Annotated in this window: 15 protein-coding genes; 4 read left to right on the top strand and 11 right to left on the bottom strand. The window is 37.3% G+C overall.

Going from position 1 to position 21,058, the window contains the following annotated elements:
* Positions 1–1,468: 1,468 nt before the first annotated feature.
* From AACZ49_RS13235 to AACZ49_RS13220, 4 genes are read right to left on the bottom strand one after another with little or no spacing between them, the layout of a single operon-like run.
* Positions 1,469–3,727: a molybdopterin cofactor-binding domain-containing protein gene (locus tag AACZ49_RS13235; RefSeq protein WP_339655707.1), complete on the bottom strand. Its 2,259-nt coding sequence runs from the start codon at positions 3,725–3,727 to the stop codon at positions 1,469–1,471.
* Positions 3,728–3,744: 17 nt separating this feature from the next.
* Complete coding sequence (locus tag AACZ49_RS13230) at positions 3,745–4,209, bottom strand: (2Fe-2S)-binding protein (protein WP_339655705.1); 465 nt, start codon at positions 4,207–4,209, stop codon at positions 3,745–3,747.
* Between the two features lie 55 nt (positions 4,210–4,264).
* Entirely contained in the window at positions 4,265–4,861 is a 597-nt protein-coding gene (locus AACZ49_RS13225; protein ID WP_339655702.1) for a sugar O-acetyltransferase, read from the bottom strand.
* A gap of 30 nt (positions 4,862–4,891) precedes the next feature.
* Complete coding sequence (locus tag AACZ49_RS13220; RefSeq protein ID WP_339655699.1) at positions 4,892–5,647, bottom strand: hypothetical protein; 756 nt, start codon at positions 5,645–5,647, stop codon at positions 4,892–4,894.
* 146 nt (positions 5,648–5,793) lie between these two features.
* On the opposite strand from AACZ49_RS13220, the gene AACZ49_RS13215 reads away from it, so the two are divergent.
* A complete protein-coding gene (locus AACZ49_RS13215) occupies positions 5,794–6,627 on the top strand; it encodes a helix-turn-helix domain-containing protein (RefSeq protein ID WP_339655696.1) in 834 nt (277 codons plus the stop codon).
* A gap of 248 nt (positions 6,628–6,875) precedes the next feature.
* Here AACZ49_RS13215 and AACZ49_RS13210 read toward each other — a convergent pair whose 3' ends face one another.
* From AACZ49_RS13210 to AACZ49_RS13190, 5 genes are all read right to left on the bottom strand, one after another.
* Complete coding sequence (locus AACZ49_RS13210; RefSeq protein ID WP_339655694.1) at positions 6,876–8,102, bottom strand: site-specific integrase; 1,227 nt, start codon at positions 8,100–8,102, stop codon at positions 6,876–6,878.
* A gap of 1,625 nt (positions 8,103–9,727) precedes the next feature.
* Positions 9,728–11,986 carry a molybdopterin cofactor-binding domain-containing protein gene (locus AACZ49_RS13205; RefSeq protein WP_339655707.1) on the bottom strand — a complete coding sequence of 753 codons (2,259 nt, stop codon included), beginning with the start codon at positions 11,984–11,986 and terminating at the stop codon, positions 9,728–9,730.
* Positions 11,987–12,003: 17 nt separating this feature from the next.
* A complete protein-coding gene (locus tag AACZ49_RS13200) occupies positions 12,004–12,468 on the bottom strand; it encodes a (2Fe-2S)-binding protein (protein ID WP_339655705.1) in 465 nt (154 codons plus the stop codon).
* Positions 12,469–12,523: 55 nt separating this feature from the next.
* Entirely contained in the window at positions 12,524–13,120 is a 597-nt protein-coding gene (locus AACZ49_RS13195) for a sugar O-acetyltransferase (RefSeq protein WP_339655702.1), read from the bottom strand.
* Positions 13,121–13,150: 30 nt separating this feature from the next.
* Positions 13,151–13,906 carry a hypothetical protein gene (locus AACZ49_RS13190; RefSeq protein ID WP_339655699.1) on the bottom strand — a complete coding sequence of 252 codons (756 nt, stop codon included), beginning with the start codon at positions 13,904–13,906 and terminating at the stop codon, positions 13,151–13,153.
* Positions 13,907–14,052: 146 nt separating this feature from the next.
* Between AACZ49_RS13190 and AACZ49_RS13185 the strand changes: the two genes are divergently transcribed.
* Positions 14,053–14,886, top strand: coding sequence for a helix-turn-helix domain-containing protein (locus AACZ49_RS13185; protein WP_339655696.1), 834 nt, complete (start codon positions 14,053–14,055; stop codon positions 14,884–14,886).
* A gap of 248 nt (positions 14,887–15,134) precedes the next feature.
* On the opposite strand, the gene AACZ49_RS13180 is transcribed toward AACZ49_RS13185, so the two are convergent.
* Positions 15,135–16,361, bottom strand: coding sequence for a site-specific integrase (locus AACZ49_RS13180; RefSeq protein ID WP_339655694.1), 1,227 nt, complete (start codon positions 16,359–16,361; stop codon positions 15,135–15,137).
* A gap of 519 nt (positions 16,362–16,880) precedes the next feature.
* Positions 16,881–17,690: a hypothetical protein gene (locus AACZ49_RS13175; protein ID WP_339655691.1), complete on the bottom strand. Its 810-nt coding sequence runs from the start codon at positions 17,688–17,690 to the stop codon at positions 16,881–16,883.
* On the opposite strand from AACZ49_RS13175, the gene AACZ49_RS13170 reads away from it, so the two are divergent.
* Both AACZ49_RS13170 and AACZ49_RS13165 read left to right on the top strand, forming a co-directional pair.
* The gene (locus AACZ49_RS13170; protein ID WP_339655688.1) at positions 17,689–17,811 is read left to right on the top strand and encodes a hypothetical protein; all 123 of its coding nucleotides are present in this window, start codon (positions 17,689–17,691) and stop codon (positions 17,809–17,811) included. The genes AACZ49_RS13175 and AACZ49_RS13170 overlap by 2 nt on opposite strands.
* A gap of 352 nt (positions 17,812–18,163) precedes the next feature.
* Positions 18,164–20,962: a triple tyrosine motif-containing protein gene (locus tag AACZ49_RS13165; protein ID WP_339655685.1), complete on the top strand. Its 2,799-nt coding sequence runs from the start codon at positions 18,164–18,166 to the stop codon at positions 20,960–20,962.
* Positions 20,963–21,058 lie beyond the last annotated feature (96 nt).

Below are 21,058 nucleotides of genomic sequence, written 5' to 3'. Positions count from 1 at the left end.
AGACTTAGGATCTAGTGCCGCAAGGTGTGAGAGTTCGAGTCTCTCCGCCTGTACAGTAAGGGAAAGCCGACTTTAAAAAGTCGGCTTTTTTAGTTCTGGGTAACACATGGGTAACACAATTGGATATTTTTGGGTTGGACATTTTAGATGATACCATTTCCAACCTTTTGATGTCAAATTGAATAATTGTTAGCCTTTTATGGGTGTTTCAGGGACGAGCCCCAAATCTTACCATGACTTAACTGCGCCTGGATCCTGTTTCGATTTTATAGTGTTCCGGCAGATAAGCGTAAGGTAAAATCGAAATAGGGCGCACCCTACTTTTGATTTGGAACACTTTTCTTCAATTTCTATGACTTTGCAACCATCGGGAGTAAAGCGAGTTTGTTTTTGTGGCCACAAAAACACATCTCGCACTTCCTGACCAAATCCATTTTTGGTGCCAGATTGCCACTATTACTTTTAGTCTTCATTGGTGAAATTTTCAAGGTAAACTTTTATGTCTCACTGCTAAATTCCAAAACTTTTATATTTTTAAAGACTGCTGATGAAAGAAAAAAATAGTATCATCTTTATTTCTGATCTAGATAAGTTCCTGGTGCGTTTCTAATACATGCATTTTCAAGTAAGCATTTTGAAAATCTACAATTTTAAATCTTTTTTTCTTCACCAGCTTATTATTTCCAATTTCACCTACCTTCTTACCCAACTTAATAATGAAAGGGCCTAAAGCTTAGGTCAGTACTTAAATACAAGTAACCTATATTACCATTTAGGTAGGATAGGTAACCTTAAGGTAGGATTGGGATTATAGAAGTTACCCAGTTCCATGTCCTAGTACCGCTGGCCTCGTTCATTCTTAGGTAACTAGGTAGGTGCTATTCCATATTTTTTAAAATTTCACAGATAACATTCAAGAGAAAATTGCTTTACAAAACAGGTGCCTAATGTAATCAGTAAACGTTGCTTGAATGAACCAGTGAATACTGTTGGACGGTGTAACCTTCAACCTTCATGACCATGAAGCAATTATTTTTTTCTTTCAGTAGCCGGACAGTTTTACCTAAATTTTTGATGATATGATGATAATGTTCGGAACAGCCCATAATCATTGGGCTTTAAGCGTCACCGATTTGTCATTACGGCATCATTTTTATATAGTTCAAAGGCTGTACCGTCATCATTATTTTTTTGATGACAAAATGATGACGGTTTGATGACAGCTTCAGCTACCATAAATATTGACCTCGGCATATCTTGTCATCGTGTCATCAAACTGTATGGCCTAAATAAAGTAAAACGGTATTAAGATTTTTTTATAATGACTTCTATTATGTTTGGAAAAAGTTGTCCCTGTAATGGTTCAATTCTTAAGACCATTTTTTAAAATATGAATCAGCAAATAAATGAACGCCTGACATTTGATGTTTTTAAAGGATCACCCTCTTATAAGTGTGATATAACCCCATTATCCTAATACTTCCTTTTTCGTTATAAATGGCTGACTATAATGCCGTTGCCCCGTGGCTTTATATAGGGCATTGGCCACCGCCCCGAAAACAGGGGGAAACGGAGGTTCTCCCATACCTGTTGGGTCGATTTCATTCTGCACAAAATGTACGTCGATTTCTTTTGGCGCTTCTTTCATACGGATCATTTGATATTGGTGGAAATTATTTTTCTGAGGCACTCCGTCTTTAAAGGTCAATTCCCCAAAAAAAGCGTTACCGACACCATCGGTTATGGCACCTTCCGCCATATTCGTGGCCGCATCGGGATTTACCACGATTCCACAATCAATGGCACAAACTACTTTTTCCACCACAGGTTTGCCATTCTCCATCTTTAGATCCAGCACATGCGCTGCATAGGAGTTATGACAAAAATAGGCGGCAACCCCACGATGTTTTGTTTCATTATTTTCGTTCCAAGCCGATTTTTCCCGCACCAATTCCAAAACTCCGGCATAGCGTTCAGCGTCGTACTGGTTATCTTCCCCAACCGGGTTTTCCTTGGCTCGTTTTAGCAGATCCAATCGAAATTGAATAGCATCCTTGCCCATGGCTTCCGCCACTTCGTCCAAAAATGCCTGTTCGGCCCCGGCCATAAAATTCGAACGGGGAGCGCGGAAAGCACCAACCGTAATATTAGAATCAATGGACCATTCTTCCGCCAAATAATTATCGATCGCCCCGGCCGGAAAACGATTGGCGAACAAAGGGCTCTCTGGTATACCGCCCGCCTTTATATGTAAGGCAGTTAAATTATTGTTTTCATCAAAAGCCGCGCGATAGGTTGCGTGATAGGTTGGGCGATAAATACCTGTCGTCATGTCATCTTCACGACTATACACTAACTTAATAGGAGCATTTACTTTTTGGGATATTAGGGCGGCTTCCACCACAAAGTGGGCATAGCCCTTTCTTCCAAAACCACCTCCCATTCTTGGTAGTTCCATTTCAATATTTTCCTTCGGTATTCCCAAACTGCTTTCTAGCGTTGGAATTATAAAGGATGGAATCTGAATCGGTGCCGCAATTTTTACTTTATTACCTTCCACATGTACAAAAGCATTTATAGGCTCCATGCTATTGTGGGCAAGAAATGGGGCCGAATAGCTTCTCTCCAAAATCTTTGCAGCATTCTTGAAGGCGGCCTCCGGATTACCATCCTTTCTGACCATATTTCCAGGTATGGATGCAAGGGCTTCCATCTGTGCCTTGTGGCCCTGTGTAGATTCTAATCCTGCAGGGGTATTTCTTGTTTCCTTTCCAAAAAAACCGTTCACAATTTCAGTAGTTGCAAAAATCGGCTTCCATTCTGCATTTAATTTCTTTTTGGCCTGCATGACTTCCCATGTAGTATTGCCGACTATTGCCACCAATTCAGGAAAAGCGTTGGTGTCAAACCCGTGTTTTTGAAATCCCTCCTTAAAACTTTTGATGGTTATCACATCCTTGATGCCTGGCATGGCTTTCACTTCCTCGTCATCAACCGATTTCAAGGTCATTCCAAATGCAGGAGGGTGTACGATCATAGCGATCAGCATGCCGTCCTTTTGATAATCCATACCAAACATGGGTTCACCGGTTATAATCTTTTTCGCATCTACATTTTTATGGGAGCGGCTGATGAGCTTAAAGTCTTTAACTTCTTTCAATTGCACTTCTATAGGTACATCAAGTGTTGCCGCAACCGAAGCCATTTCTCCGTACCCGGCCGATTTTTTTGTTTCTGCGTGTTGCAATATTCCTCCTTGAGTAGTGATTTCTTCTGCGGGAACCTGCCATGTTTTTGCAGCCGCGGCTATCAACATCTGTTTTGCTGTTGCACCTGCCATTCGAAGAGGTATCCATCTTGCTTTTATTCCCGTGCTGCCTCCTGTAAGTTGAAAGCCATATTTTTCTGCATGATAGGGTGCCTGCTCTACCACCACGTTTTTCCAATCCACATCCAACTCTTCTGCCACTAACATGGGCATTGATGTTCTAATATTCTGACCGAATTCGGGATTTGGTGTGTAGACGGTCACCATCCCGTTATCCCCAATTTTCAGATACGAATTCATCTCGAACCATTCGTTGGGCATTTCTGTACCGGCCATCTCTTTTGCCTGTTCCGGCTTACAGGAATTTAAAAAACTGAATCCGAGGACCAATCCCCCACTTGCCAAACTCGTATTCCTAATAAAAGCCCTACGTCCAATATGCGTGTTTATCTTTGTCATCTTCTGATTTTTTCTAATTAAACGTTTTCGGCATTTGCGGCTGTTTTAATGGCCTTTTTTATTCTGGTATACGTTCCGCAGCGACAGATGTTACCGTTCATGCCCGATTCGATTTCTTCATCTGAAGGATTTGGGATTCTTTTTAACAAGGCGGAAGCTGACATTATCTGTCCCGCTTGACAATACCCACATTGAGGCACATCAATTTCCAACCAAGCTTTTTGAACGGGATGGTTACCGTTCTCTGATAAACCTTCAATAGTGGTAATTTCTTGCTCACCAACCGCCGAAACCGGCAGTTGGCATGAACGAACGGCATTATCACCTAAATGAACAGTACATGCCCCACATTGGGCGATTCCGCAACCATATTTAGTCCCTGCCAATTTTAGGTGGTCCCTTAATACCCAAAGCATAGGTGTTGTTGGGTCGACATCAACTTCTTGTGTTAGCCCGTTAATTTTTAGATTGAATTTTGCCATGATATATTCTTTCTTAATTTGAACTCAATTTACTGATTTTTTGTCTTTTACTATTTTAAATTTTCTTAATGATTTTTGCAGGAGTACCGCCAACAAGTACATTATCGGGTACGTCTTTGGAAACGACCAAACCTGCTGCAACCACCGAATTCTCTCCTATAGTTACGCCCTGTAAAATGGTCGCATTGGCACCGATCCATGCATTCTTCTTAATGTGAATGGGTTTTGGAACTAGCGAGTGTCTTTTATCTGGAGAAAGGGGGTGTCCTTCGGACAGCAAGCTGACTTTGGGTGCAATCAGTACGCCATCTTCAATCGTGATTCCCCCTAAATCCAGAAAAGTACAATCGAAGTTAATGAAGACGTTTTTGCCAATTTTTATATTCCTGCCGTAATTGATATACAAAGGGGTGAAAACGGCTACGCTTTCGTCAATTTCTGCACCTGTGATTTGGCTCAATAAATCCCTGATTTCTTTTGGATCTGTAGCGTTGTTCATCTGCACCAGTATTTTTTTTGTGGTGTATGAGGCTTCACGCATCCTAAAGGCTTGAGGGTCGTTGGGCAGAATGGTCTCGCCTTTCCTTAACCGTTCAAAAATGTCACTTCCCGCTGAACTTGAGTGACTTTTATTTTGGTGCTCTATATCCATTTGTACAAATTACATCATTTAGAAGAATCATCATATTTTGCGTTTCGACGTCAGCTTGTTGGTACTGCCAAAAAAGTAGTTTAAAGAAATATTCCAGATGAAATCATCCTCGGGCGCTATTTCGGTATCGATTGCCTTGTTCAGAATACAGGAAATCGATAACGGAAAATCTTTTTTTCCAAAAGAGATAAAACCTGCAGCATAATACCCCTGGTCATCGTCAGTCGTTAAATAATATACCTGTGGTGAAATGTTGAGATGGAATTGTTCGGAAATATAAAGATTGGTAAAGGCGGAATTCAGTACCAAAAAATTGGTTGTTTTCAAACCATCGTCAAAACCTTGTCCGCGCAGATAGTACATACCAATACTTACTTTATTGGAAATTTTATAGTTCGGAACAATTTCGGCGGCAAGATAACGTCGCGATTCTAACAATTCTTCTGCAACCCCATTTCTAATTACATTTACCGTCCTGAAATTCAATGCCGGATGCGCCCCGATACGCAACGAAAATCGTTCTTTCTGAATGGCCTTGTACCGATACCAAAACACGAACGCCCAAGGTTTACCTTCTAGGGCAAAGCGCATATCGGGCTCGAAACTTGATCTTCCCTTGGTCATTTTAATGTCAAAAATTAATGCCGGGTCTCCCAACGAAAATGAGGGTATCAGGGAAATTCCGTTTTGCGTTATACTTGCTGTACCTCTGAAATCATCAAGAAAGGGCTTGATATCTTCTTGCGATTGCACACTACTGGTACTTAGAAAAATTAGTAGTGGCACGATAATATTTTTTAGATTCCAATTTATCATTTTCATCTTTAGTACGATTTAACCGCGTAAAAGTAAAAACTGACATTATACATTTGTTACATGAATCACGGCAATAATGTCAAATATTACTTATTTTAGGAAAAATAACGATTCAATTGAAGGAGCAAGTGAAAAATAGGCCACGTATTGTGCTTTTGGAACTATCACAGGAAACAGGATTCCCGATAGATTTCAGTACCCATTATCACACCCATTTGTTTTGCCATCATGGAAGCATTTCTTTTTTGTTCAAGAACGCGGAGATGCAATGCAAGGGCAATGAATTCCTGTTTTGGTTTGCAGAAAGCCAATTAGAGAGTTTGGTATTTTCCCAAGAATTTAAGGCAACGGCCTTACTAGTAGAAAAACATTTTTTATACGATAATGTCCCCGATCAAAGCTGGAGTATAGATTCCATACTGCATTCTCGCCAATACCCTATTAAAAAGCTTAACGATAAGCAAGACAGGAAAAGGGTTTTATCAAATTTCAAATGGCTGTTTAATAGATTTCAATACAAGGAGCATCGCTTTTATGAGGAAGTATTGAAAATGCAAATGCGGTTGTTTATTCTTGAAATGTGGCACACTTTTGCGAACGAATACGAGCGTAGAAAACGCACCGTACAAAGTGGGTCGTTATACGAACGGTTCGTTCATTTGGTCCAAGAACATTGCATGGCCGAAAGGGAGGTACGGTATTATGCCAATGCACTTAACGTTACCCCTAAGTATTTAAATTTTGTCTGCAAGCAGAATACCGGTGTTACAGCTTCCGAATGGATTCAACGATACACTAAGGAGCGTATCATACTTTTTTTGCAGAACAAAAAGCTGAACATTTCCGAAATTGCCGACAAAATGATGTTTTCAAGTCGGTCTTTTTTCACGCGTTATGTAAAAAAGGTTTTGGGTATTACGCCGACCGAGTACAGAAATCGATTGGAGTAAAATTAAAATGTTTTCCACGTTTTTATTTTACAGTTGGTTATGGTTGGGATAAGTTCACAATGGCTAGGTTAAAGTATATTGACATAGATCAATTCCAATAATTTAATTACCAATTATAGGGCCATTTAAGGAGACCGTTTTTAATTAGGGAAAAAGAAGTCCCGTCCTTGGTCTCTTTTAGTATTCCTGTAAATTAACCTTTTACGGGATATAAAATTAGCTCTTTATAGATATTTACAATTCGCTGATTATTTAGAAAAATTAATAATTGCGTTTAAAGCTTCATCAGCATTCTTATGAATGAAGTTGCCTTGATAACCTATGGTAGTGCTTAGATGAGTATGTCGATATAATTTTTGAAGCATTTGCGGAGAAACTTTATCACCGGCTATATTTCCAAAACTATGACGGGCAATGTGATTGGTGATTTTTTTGTCGATTTCGGCAAGGTCTGCGATTACAGTTAGGTTCGTATTTAGTCTTTTGATTGAAGTTTTAATTCTAGAGTAAATAGCCTTAGAGTCATTGATGGGTATTGTCTTAAGTTCTGGAAAAATATAATCGTACTTGTTTTTTTTATCGACTTGGTAATGGGATAAAATTTTAATTACAGGTTCTGGAAGTTTTAAAGAATCGGCCTTATCGTTCTTACTCATTTTGTAGTATAGCCTTTCAGCCACAATATCACTCCAACGCATTCTTAAGACATCCGAAATCCGTATTCCCGCTAAATAGAATGAAAAAAGAAAAACGTTTCTAGTATGCCAAACTGCTGTTCTTGTGTCCAAGTCAAGTTCTTCGATTTTTCGAATTTCATGTTCATCAAGACCGATTTTAATGGTCTGGGGGTATTTAATCTTTATTTTGTCCTTACCAAAAGGATAGAATTTTCTATCCACAATTTTTCTGCTAATAGCTTTATTGTACAGTAATCGAATCATAACGAATATATTCATTACTGAGCGTTCAGATAGTCCTGATGTAGTTCTGAGATAAATTTTTAATTTTTTTAATAAATTCTCATCAATTTCCTCAAATTCGAAGTTCCGTTTTTTAGCGAACTCTTTTATCCTGTTCAGTTTGCTTCTATCCGAAATTGCTCTATTATGATTGTTGGCATTGATTAGATCTTCAATATGTTCATCGGCAAGTTCGAAAAATGACAACCTTTTTGTGTTTTTCCTAATGGAGTCTATAATCTGTTTTGCTGTATAATTCTGTTTTGAAGTTTCCATTTCAAATATGACATCTTCAATTTCATCATATTTCTTTCTTATCAGGCGATTCAATTGTTTATGCCTTGTATGGGAAGATTTCACTTTTTCACCCTGTACATCCCAAAATTTTGGTTCTACTTTTTGTCCTAAGTAATAATAACTTCGTTTCCGGTTTACAGTGAGTCGTAATGCAAGTCTAAATTCCTTGTTTCCTTTTGTGTTGGTTTTGGTGTGTAAAACTGTTTTTAAGGTTGCCATATCTTACCCATTTTTTATAAAGATAAGCATTCGGGGTAACACATGGGTAACACATTTTATGGTTTCATAAGGATTTATATGAGTATAAATAAAATTATAAATACCTAAAAATCAATATTTTGTATTATTTTGATGCGTTTTGATATGTGTAAATATTGAACTTAGGATCTAGTGCCGCAAGGTGTGAGAGTTCGAGTCTCTCCGCCTGTACAGTAAGGGAAAGCCGACTTTAAAAAGTCGGCTTTTTTAGTTCTGGGTAACACATGGGTAACACAATTGGATATTTTTGGGTTGGACATTTTAGATGATACCATTTCCAACCTTTTGATGTCAAATTGAATAATTGTTAGCCTTTTATGGGTGTTTCAGGGACGAGCCCCAAATCTTACCATGACTTAACTGCGCCTGGATCCTGTTTCGATTTTATAGTGTTCCGGCAGATAAGCGTAAGGTAAAATCGAAATAGGGCGCACCCTACTTTTGATTTGGAACACTTTTCTTCAATTTCTATGACTTTGCAACCATCGGGAGTAAAGCGAGTTTGTTTTTGTGGCCACAAAAACACATCTCGCACTTCCTGACCAAATCCATTTTTGGTGCCAGATTGCCACTATTACTTTTAGTCTTCATTGGTGAAATTTTCAAGGTAAACTTTTATGTCTCACTGCTAAATTCCAAAACTTTTATATTTTTAAAGACTGCTGATGAAAGAAAAAAATAGTATCATCTTTATTTCTGATCTAGATAAGTTCCTGGTGCGTTTCTAATACATGCATTTTCAAGTAAGCATTTTGAAAATCTACAATTTTAAATCTTTTTTTCTTCACCAGCTTATTATTTCCAATTTCACCTACCTTCTTACCCAACTTAATAATGAAAGGGCCTAAAGCTTAGGTCAGTACTTAAATACAAGTAACCTATATTACCATTTAGGTAGGATAGGTAACCTTAAGGTAGGATTGGGATTATAGAAGTTACCCAGTTCCATGTCCTAGTACCGCTGGCCTCGTTCATTCTTAGGTAACTAGGTAGGTGCTATTCCATATTTTTTAAAATTTCACAGATAACATTCAAGAGAAAATTGCTTTACAAAACAGGTGCCTAATGTAATCAGTAAACGTTGCTTGAATGAACCAGTGAATACTGTTGGACGGTGTAACCTTCAACCTTCATGACCATGAAGCAATTATTTTTTTCTTTCAGTAGCCGGACAGTTTTACCTAAATTTTTGATGATATGATGATAATGTTCGGAACAGCCCATAATCATTGGGCTTTAAGCGTCACCGATTTGTCATTACGGCATCATTTTTATATAGTTCAAAGGCTGTACCGTCATCATTATTTTTTTGATGACAAAATGATGACGGTTTGATGACAGCTTCAGCTACCATAAATATTGACCTCGGCATATCTTGTCATCGTGTCATCAAACTGTATGGCCTAAATAAAGTAAAACGGTATTAAGATTTTTTTATAATGACTTCTATTATGTTTGGAAAAAGTTGTCCCTGTAATGGTTCAATTCTTAAGACCATTTTTTAAAATATGAATCAGCAAATAAATGAACGCCTGACATTTGATGTTTTTAAAGGATCACCCTCTTATAAGTGTGATATAACCCCATTATCCTAATACTTCCTTTTTCGTTATAAATGGCTGACTATAATGCCGTTGCCCCGTGGCTTTATATAGGGCATTGGCCACCGCCCCGAAAACAGGGGGAAACGGAGGTTCTCCCATACCTGTTGGGTCGATTTCATTCTGCACAAAATGTACGTCGATTTCTTTTGGCGCTTCTTTCATACGGATCATTTGATATTGGTGGAAATTATTTTTCTGAGGCACTCCGTCTTTAAAGGTCAATTCCCCAAAAAAAGCGTTACCGACACCATCGGTTATGGCACCTTCCGCCATATTCGTGGCCGCATCGGGATTTACCACGATTCCACAATCAATGGCACAAACTACTTTTTCCACCACAGGTTTGCCATTCTCCATCTTTAGATCCAGCACATGCGCTGCATAGGAGTTATGACAAAAATAGGCGGCAACCCCACGATGTTTTGTTTCATTATTTTCGTTCCAAGCCGATTTTTCCCGCACCAATTCCAAAACTCCGGCATAGCGTTCAGCGTCGTACTGGTTATCTTCCCCAACCGGGTTTTCCTTGGCTCGTTTTAGCAGATCCAATCGAAATTGAATAGCATCCTTGCCCATGGCTTCCGCCACTTCGTCCAAAAATGCCTGTTCGGCCCCGGCCATAAAATTCGAACGGGGAGCGCGGAAAGCACCAACCGTAATATTAGAATCAATGGACCATTCTTCCGCCAAATAATTATCGATCGCCCCGGCCGGAAAACGATTGGCGAACAAAGGGCTCTCTGGTATACCGCCCGCCTTTATATGTAAGGCAGTTAAATTATTGTTTTCATCAAAAGCCGCGCGATAGGTTGCGTGATAGGTTGGGCGATAAATACCTGTCGTCATGTCATCTTCACGACTATACACTAACTTAATAGGAGCATTTACTTTTTGGGATATTAGGGCGGCTTCCACCACAAAGTGGGCATAGCCCTTTCTTCCAAAACCACCTCCCATTCTTGGTAGTTCCATTTCAATATTTTCCTTCGGTATTCCCAAACTGCTTTCTAGCGTTGGAATTATAAAGGATGGAATCTGAATCGGTGCCGCAATTTTTACTTTATTACCTTCCACATGTACAAAAGCATTTATAGGCTCCATGCTATTGTGGGCAAGAAATGGGGCCGAATAGCTTCTCTCCAAAATCTTTGCAGCATTCTTGAAGGCGGCCTCCGGATTACCATCCTTTCTGACCATATTTCCAGGTATGGATGCAAGGGCTTCCATCTGTGCCTTGTGGCCCTGTGTAGATTCTAATCCTGCAGGGGTATTTCTTGTTTCCTTTCCAAAAAAACCGTTCACAATTTCAGTAGTTGCAAAAATCGGCTTCCATTCTGCATTTAATTTCTTTTTGGCCTGCATGACTTCCCATGTAGTATTGCCGACTATTGCCACCAATTCAGGAAAAGCGTTGGTGTCAAACCCGTGTTTTTGAAATCCCTCCTTAAAACTTTTGATGGTTATCACATCCTTGATGCCTGGCATGGCTTTCACTTCCTCGTCATCAACCGATTTCAAGGTCATTCCAAATGCAGGAGGGTGTACGATCATAGCGATCAGCATGCCGTCCTTTTGATAATCCATACCAAACATGGGTTCACCGGTTATAATCTTTTTCGCATCTACATTTTTATGGGAGCGGCTGATGAGCTTAAAGTCTTTAACTTCTTTCAATTGCACTTCTATAGGTACATCAAGTGTTGCCGCAACCGAAGCCATTTCTCCGTACCCGGCCGATTTTTTTGTTTCTGCGTGTTGCAATATTCCTCCTTGAGTAGTGATTTCTTCTGCGGGAACCTGCCATGTTTTTGCAGCCGCGGCTATCAACATCTGTTTTGCTGTTGCACCTGCCATTCGAAGAGGTATCCATCTTGCTTTTATTCCCGTGCTGCCTCCTGTAAGTTGAAAGCCATATTTTTCTGCATGATAGGGTGCCTGCTCTACCACCACGTTTTTCCAATCCACATCCAACTCTTCTGCCACTAACATGGGCATTGATGTTCTAATATTCTGACCGAATTCGGGATTTGGTGTGTAGACGGTCACCATCCCGTTATCCCCAATTTTCAGATACGAATTCATCTCGAACCATTCGTTGGGCATTTCTGTACCGGCCATCTCTTTTGCCTGTTCCGGCTTACAGGAATTTAAAAAACTGAATCCGAGGACCAATCCCCCACTTGCCAAACTCGTATTCCTAATAAAAGCCCTACGTCCAATATGCGTGTTTATCTTTGTCATCTTCTGATTTTTTCTAATTAAACGTTTTCGGCATTTGCGGCTGTTTTAATGGCCTTTTTTATTCTGGTATACGTTCCGCAGCGACAGATGTTACCGTTCATGCCCGATTCGATTTCTTCATCTGAAGGATTTGGGATTCTTTTTAACAAGGCGGAAGCTGACATTATCTGTCCCGCTTGACAATACCCACATTGAGGCACATCAATTTCCAACCAAGCTTTTTGAACGGGATGGTTACCGTTCTCTGATAAACCTTCAATAGTGGTAATTTCTTGCTCACCAACCGCCGAAACCGGCAGTTGGCATGAACGAACGGCATTATCACCTAAATGAACAGTACATGCCCCACATTGGGCGATTCCGCAACCATATTTAGTCCCTGCCAATTTTAGGTGGTCCCTTAATACCCAAAGCATAGGTGTTGTTGGGTCGACATCAACTTCTTGTGTTAGCCCGTTAATTTTTAGATTGAATTTTGCCATGATATATTCTTTCTTAATTTGAACTCAATTTACTGATTTTTTGTCTTTTACTATTTTAAATTTTCTTAATGATTTTTGCAGGAGTACCGCCAACAAGTACATTATCGGGTACGTCTTTGGAAACGACCAAACCTGCTGCAACCACCGAATTCTCTCCTATAGTTACGCCCTGTAAAATGGTCGCATTGGCACCGATCCATGCATTCTTCTTAATGTGAATGGGTTTTGGAACTAGCGAGTGTCTTTTATCTGGAGAAAGGGGGTGTCCTTCGGACAGCAAGCTGACTTTGGGTGCAATCAGTACGCCATCTTCAATCGTGATTCCCCCTAAATCCAGAAAAGTACAATCGAAGTTAATGAAGACGTTTTTGCCAATTTTTATATTCCTGCCGTAATTGATATACAAAGGGGTGAAAACGGCTACGCTTTCGTCAATTTCTGCACCTGTGATTTGGCTCAATAAATCCCTGATTTCTTTTGGATCTGTAGCGTTGTTCATCTGCACCAGTATTTTTTTTGTGGTGTATGAGGCTTCACGCATCCTAAAGGCTTGAGGGTCGTTGGGCAGAATGGTCTCGCCTTTCCTTAACCGTTCAAAAATGTCACTTCCCGCTGAACTTGAGTGACTTTTATTTTGGTGCTCTATATCCATTTGTACAAATTACATCATTTAGAAGAATCATCATATTTTGCGTTTCGACGTCAGCTTGTTGGTACTGCCAAAAAAGTAGTTTAAAGAAATATTCCAGATGAAATCATCCTCGGGCGCTATTTCGGTATCGATTGCCTTGTTCAGAATACAGGAAATCGATAACGGAAAATCTTTTTTTCCAAAAGAGATAAAACCTGCAGCATAATACCCCTGGTCATCGTCAGTCGTTAAATAATATACCTGTGGTGAAATGTTGAGATGGAATTGTTCGGAAATATAAAGATTGGTAAAGGCGGAATTCAGTACCAAAAAATTGGTTGTTTTCAAACCATCGTCAAAACCTTGTCCGCGCAGATAGTACATACCAATACTTACTTTATTGGAAATTTTATAGTTCGGAACAATTTCGGCGGCAAGATAACGTCGCGATTCTAACAATTCTTCTGCAACCCCATTTCTAATTACATTTACCGTCCTGAAATTCAATGCCGGATGCGCCCCGATACGCAACGAAAATCGTTCTTTCTGAATGGCCTTGTACCGATACCAAAACACGAACGCCCAAGGTTTACCTTCTAGGGCAAAGCGCATATCGGGCTCGAAACTTGATCTTCCCTTGGTCATTTTAATGTCAAAAATTAATGCCGGGTCTCCCAACGAAAATGAGGGTATCAGGGAAATTCCGTTTTGCGTTATACTTGCTGTACCTCTGAAATCATCAAGAAAGGGCTTGATATCTTCTTGCGATTGCACACTACTGGTACTTAGAAAAATTAGTAGTGGCACGATAATATTTTTTAGATTCCAATTTATCATTTTCATCTTTAGTACGATTTAACCGCGTAAAAGTAAAAACTGACATTATACATTTGTTACATGAATCACGGCAATAATGTCAAATATTACTTATTTTAGGAAAAATAACGATTCAATTGAAGGAGCAAGTGAAAAATAGGCCACGTATTGTGCTTTTGGAACTATCACAGGAAACAGGATTCCCGATAGATTTCAGTACCCATTATCACACCCATTTGTTTTGCCATCATGGAAGCATTTCTTTTTTGTTCAAGAACGCGGAGATGCAATGCAAGGGCAATGAATTCCTGTTTTGGTTTGCAGAAAGCCAATTAGAGAGTTTGGTATTTTCCCAAGAATTTAAGGCAACGGCCTTACTAGTAGAAAAACATTTTTTATACGATAATGTCCCCGATCAAAGCTGGAGTATAGATTCCATACTGCATTCTCGCCAATACCCTATTAAAAAGCTTAACGATAAGCAAGACAGGAAAAGGGTTTTATCAAATTTCAAATGGCTGTTTAATAGATTTCAATACAAGGAGCATCGCTTTTATGAGGAAGTATTGAAAATGCAAATGCGGTTGTTTATTCTTGAAATGTGGCACACTTTTGCGAACGAATACGAGCGTAGAAAACGCACCGTACAAAGTGGGTCGTTATACGAACGGTTCGTTCATTTGGTCCAAGAACATTGCATGGCCGAAAGGGAGGTACGGTATTATGCCAATGCACTTAACGTTACCCCTAAGTATTTAAATTTTGTCTGCAAGCAGAATACCGGTGTTACAGCTTCCGAATGGATTCAACGATACACTAAGGAGCGTATCATACTTTTTTTGCAGAACAAAAAGCTGAACATTTCCGAAATTGCCGACAAAATGATGTTTTCAAGTCGGTCTTTTTTCACGCGTTATGTAAAAAAGGTTTTGGGTATTACGCCGACCGAGTACAGAAATCGATTGGAGTAAAATTAAAATGTTTTCCACGTTTTTATTTTACAGTTGGTTATGGTTGGGATAAGTTCACAATGGCTAGGTTAAAGTATATTGACATAGATCAATTCCAATAATTTAATTACCAATTATAGGGCCATTTAAGGAGACCGTTTTTAATTAGGGAAAAAGAAGTCCCGTCCTTGGTCTCTTTTAGTATTCCTGTAAATTAACCTTTTACGGGATATAAAATTAGCTCTTTATAGATATTTACAATTCGCTGATTATTTAGAAAAATTAATAATTGCGTTTAAAGCTTCATCAGCATTCTTATGAATGAAGTTGCCTTGATAACCTATGGTAGTGCTTAGATGAGTATGTCGATATAATTTTTGAAGCATTTGCGGAGAAACTTTATCACCGGCTATATTTCCAAAACTATGACGGGCAATGTGATTGGTGATTTTTTTGTCGATTTCGGCAAGGTCTGCGATTACAGTTAGGTTCGTATTTAGTCTTTTGATTGAAGTTTTAATTCTAGAGTAAATAGCCTTAGAGTCATTGATGGGTATTGTCTTAAGTTCTGGAAAAATATAATCGTACTTGTTTTTTTTATCGACTTGGTAATGGGATAAAATTTTAATTACAGGTTCTGGAAGTTTTAAAGAATCGGCCTTATCGTTCTTACTCATTTTGTAGTATAGCCTTTCAGCCACAATATCACTCCAACGCATTCTTAAGACATCCGAAATCCGTATTCCCGCTAAATAGAATGAAAAAAGAAAAACGTTTCTAGTATGCCAAACTGCTGTTCTTGTGTCCAAGTCAAGTTCTTCGATTTTTCGAATTTCATGTTCATCAAGACCGATTTTAATGGTCTGGGGGTATTTAATCTTTATTTTGTCCTTACCAAAAGGATAGAATTTTCTATCCACAATTTTTCTGCTAATAGCTTTATTGTACAGTAATCGAATCATAACGAATATATTCATTACTGAGCGTTCAGATAGTCCTGATGTAGTTCTGAGATAAATTTTTAATTTTTTTAATAAATTCTCATCAATTTCCTCAAATTCGAAGTTCCGTTTTTTAGCGAACTCTTTTATCCTGTTCAGTTTGCTTCTATCCGAAATTGCTCTATTATGATTGTTGGCATTGATTAGATCTTCAATATGTTCATCGGCAAGTTCGAAAAATGACAACCTTTTTGTGTTTTTCCTAATGGAGTCTATAATCTGTTTTGCTGTATAATTCTGTTTTGAAGTTTCCATTTCAAATATGACATCTTCAATTTCATCATATTTCTTTCTTATCAGGCGATTCAATTGTTTATGCCTTGTATGGGAAGATTTCACTTTTTCACCCTGTACATCCCAAAATTTTGGTTCTACTTTTTGTCCTAAGTAATAATAACTTCGTTTCCGGTTTACAGTGAGTCGTAATGCAAGTCTAAATTCCTTGTTTCCTTTTGTGTTGGTTTTGGTGTGTAAAACTGTTTTTAAGGTTGCCATATCTTACCCATTTTTTATAAAGATAAGCATTCGGGGTAACACATGGGTAACACATTTTATGGTTTCATAAGGATTTATATGAGTATAAATAAAATTATAAATACCTAAAAATCAATATTTTGTATTATTTTGATGCGTTTTGATATGTGTAAATATTGAACTTAGGATCTAGTGCCGCAAGGTGTGAGAGTTCGAGTCTCTCCGCCTGTACAACAAGAAAGCTCTTCAGAAATGAGGAGCTTTTTTTATGGACTATAAATTGGTCTTTGAGGTCAATGAAGCGATGAGAAGTTTACCCTGAGCGGAATCGAAGGGAGTCTCTCTGCCTGTACAATGTTAAAAGCGGACCTAAAAGGTCGGCTTTTTTAATCTAAGAAAAGATAGGTTGTACCAATGTGGCTTTTTCTCTATATTTTTCTCTAATGAATTTAATTAATTTCGTTTGGTAATATTATACCTAATCACCTTGTTTTTAAGGGTGTAGGAGCTTTTCTAAAAAGTGAAATCTAATTTTTTTTATTAATTCTTTTTTATTCGGTAAGTAATTTTACGATTTGTTATAACAGTAGAATTACTATTGACTGTTGCCAAAACTGCTACTCTTTCAGAAATACAGCCGTTTTCTGATGCTTCCACATAAAAACTAGTGGATGTGGAAATAGTAGGTGTAGTAAAAGATGGTCCGGTTCCTAAAGAAGAACCTCCAGTAGGGTTTAAATACCAATTTAATGTTCCTGAAGATACATATGCCTCTAAAACAACAGTTCCTGGTCCATTTCTGAAACCGGGTGTTGTATTTGTTATTGCAGGTATGGCCAATACTGAAACATTTATAGTTTTAGTATTTGTATTTCCTGCCGAGTCACTTATGGTTACGATATAATCATAATCACCTTGAGTAAGATTTGTAATTACTGGATTTTGGCTAGTTGAGGTATATCCGTTTGGCCCTGTCCATAAATACGATGCGTTTAAAGAACCTGTACCCGATGGATTCGAATATAAATTCAATAAGTCTCCCTCGCATATCGCGCTATTCGAAGTAGGTGTTACCGACAACGTTCCGCCCTCTACGTTTAAATCTGTAAAACTAAATTGCGCTCCAGCAGCACCATTACATGTGGAATAGATAGTGGTGCCTATAATCAATCTTTTTGCAGCATTACAAGGTTTGTCTGTAACTAGTTCACCCCCAGTATCAATCTTGAAATTGGCTCCTGTTGGAAGTGATAAACTTACGTTGGAAATCCATTCTGCTATGCCTCCATTTGCAATTGTGATAACTTGTGTATTCAGGGTTGAAGTTCCGCTTACAAAAAAATTATCCATGGCTCCTGTACCATCCCCTATGGTTACCGTGTTGATGGTATTTGCAATGGTTGATGAAATTAAGACGGAGTTGCCTCCTATGATTAGTACATCATTTGTGCCAGTAATTTGGCCAGGGTAAAATGTTGCTGGAATCCATGCAGTGCCATTATAAGTATTCCAAACACCAATACTTGTTCAATTACCAGAGCCGACAGATTTATAGTTTCCAATTTGTTGAGCATTTAGATTTGCAAAACATATAATGGATGTTATATATGAGAATATAAATAATTGTTTCCCTCTTAACATAATATTTTAGAAATGACAATATATTGCTATTTGAATTCCTATAAAAAATAATTGTTGTGTATGTGGAATATGATGTGGTTATATTTCAATAAATTGAGAAAATCAACAGCAATTAGTTTCAAACATCATTGGTTTTAAAATGTTATATTTAAAACAATAAATTAGTTAAGCATTAGATGGTATTGAAACCGTTTTATCTTGTTTTTATCCTTTTCACACTTGGCATAACTGCCCAAGAACTTCCCCCAATTCAAAATTATACACCTATTGAATATGCTGCTGAAAACCAGAACTGGTCAATTACGCAATCGAAAGAGAAGTATATCTATATAGCGAATAATGGAGGTTTGCTAGAATTTAATGGCGCTGAATGGAAATTATACCAATCTCCTAACGGAACACCATTAAAATCAGTAAAGATTATAAATGATCGGGTGTATACAGGTAGTTATATGGAATTTGGCTATTGGATAAAAGATGAATTTGGTGTTTTAATTTATAATTCGATTTCTTCAAAATTAGAAAAGCCACTTATAGAGGATGAACATTTTTGGAATATATCAGAGTTTAAAGATTGGGTATTGTTCCAATCATTAGATCGCATTTATATCTACAATACTATTAATGCTTCCTTTGATATATTGGATGCTAAAACTACGAGAGCGGCAATTCTTGAGGTTGAAAATAAAATTTACTATCAAAAAATTGGCAAAGGAATTTTCACTATAGAAAATGGAAAATCAATTTTGGTGTCAGATAATGATATCTTTAAAAATAATATTGTTATTGGAGCTTTTTCGATAGATAATAAAATTCTATTTGTTACCGAACAAAGTAAGTTTTATTATCTCGATAAAGCTGTTCTAACTAAATGGAATATTTCTGCAGATGTAGCTTTGTCTAACGTAGAAGCATATAGTACTTTGCGATTAAATGATGGCTCATTTGTTTTAGGTTCTATCTCAAATGGAGTTTATCATTTAGATAATGATGGAAATGTTCTAAGTCATATCAATCAGGAAAAAGGTCTAAACAATAATACCGTTCTTTCTTTATTTCAAGATGTTGACCAAAATTTATGGTTAGGATTGGATAATGGATTAAGTGTTGTAAACTTAGATTCTCCCTTTAATGAATATATAGATCATAACGGGGTATTGGGGGTAGTTTATACTGCAGTATTATTTAATGATATTTTATATTTAGGAACAAACCAAGGTTTATTTTATAAAAGGAAGGATGAGGATGTCGATTTTCAACTTATTGATGGTACGCAAGGGCAGGTTTGGGTATTGAAAATAATAAATGGCTCATTGTTTTGTGGTCATCATAAGGGCACTTATATTATTGACAGCGGGAAGGCTATACAAATATCAGACTTACCTGGTACTTGGGATATACACACAATAGAGTCAAACTCAAATCTTTTATTACAGGGTAATTATAAAGGTTTGGGTATTCTAGAAAAAATAAATAACCAATGGCGCTTTCGAAATAAAATTGAAGGTTTTAATAGCTCAAGTAGATTTTTTGAATTTATTGATGCAGAACATATTCTCGTGAATCATGACTACAAAGGTATTTTCGATTTAAAAATTGATGCCGGGTATAATGAAGTAATAGAGGTAACCCAAAAAGAATCTAAAGGAACAGGGTCAAGTCTGCTTAAGTATGATAATGAAGTAATTTACACTACAATAAATGGAGTGTTTACATTTATAACGGAACAACAAGATTTTAGTAAGGATTCCATTTTAACTAGCAAGTTTTTTGATACAGATGAAAGTATAATTGGTATCCTTAAGCCAACAAATAATTCCGAAAAAATTTGGGGTTTTACCAATGATAATATTATATGTGTTTCACCAGGGGTATTAAGTGATGTTCCACAACGCCTAAAAATTCCAATTCCAAATTTCTTTAGAAGAAGTATGGGTATTTTGGGTTTTGAATCGATAGTACATTTAAAAGATGAGCTGTATTTAATAGGAATAGCTAACGGTTATGTCACTCTTGATTTAAGTAAGGTAAAACAAAAGGAATATGAAATCACAATAAATTCAATTTCCAAAGAATTTTATGATGCTCCAGATATTGGAATTAGGCTCGAAAGATTTCAAGAACTTGAGTCATCTGAAAATAATTTGAAATTTCTATTCAATGTACCTGAGTTTGATAAATATACCGAAGTAGAATATCAATATCGATTAAAGGAAGTTTATAACGAATGGAGCACTTGGTCAACAATATCAGAGGTTTCGTTCAAAAACTTACCTTATGGCTCTCATACTTTCGAAGTTAGGGCTAAGGTGGGCAATAATCTTTCAAAGAATACTGCCTCCTATGAATTTATGATTTCCAAACCTTGGTATTTATCTTATGGGGCTATTTTTTGCTACCTAGCATTAAGTACGTTGTTGGTTATTTTTATTCACAGGCTATATAAGGGATATTATGAAAAACAACAAAATCAGCTTTTGAATGACAATAAGAAAAGGTTGAAGCGTAAAAAGTTGAAAAACCAAAAGAGGATTGTTCAAATTAAAAACTCTCAGCTTCAGGAACTTATTGAAAGTAAGAATCGTGAATTGGCAATATCTACTATGAGTATTATAAAAAAGAATGAATTCTTAAATTCTATTAAAGAACAATTGAAGGGAAGTAGTGTGGATTCTCGGATAAAATCAGTTATTCGAACAATTGATAGAAACATTAATAATGTAGATGATTGGAAATTTTTTGAAAATGCATTTAATAATGCAGATAAAGATTTTTTGAAAAAGGTGAAGAATGTACATCCAGAATTATCTGCAAATGATTTACGGTTATGTGCTTACTTGCGATTAAACCTATCATCAAAAGAGATTGCCCCTCTATTGAACATTTCTGTACGAAGTGTAGAAGTTAAGAGGTACCGTTTGCGTAAAAAAATGAGCTTATCGCATGAAGATGGTTTAACCGAGTATATTATGAATTTATAACATCCTGTACACAATTAAATTTAACCACAACATTACCACAACATTACTTGTTTATATAGTTAAAAGAGTTTGTAGTATTGAGAATTTAAAACAGGC

The sequence above is a fragment of the uncultured Maribacter sp. genome, assembly GCF_963975365.1.
GTDB lineage: Bacteria > Bacteroidota > Bacteroidia > Flavobacteriales > Flavobacteriaceae > Maribacter.
This window is presented reverse-complemented; position numbering and strand designations above follow the sequence as displayed.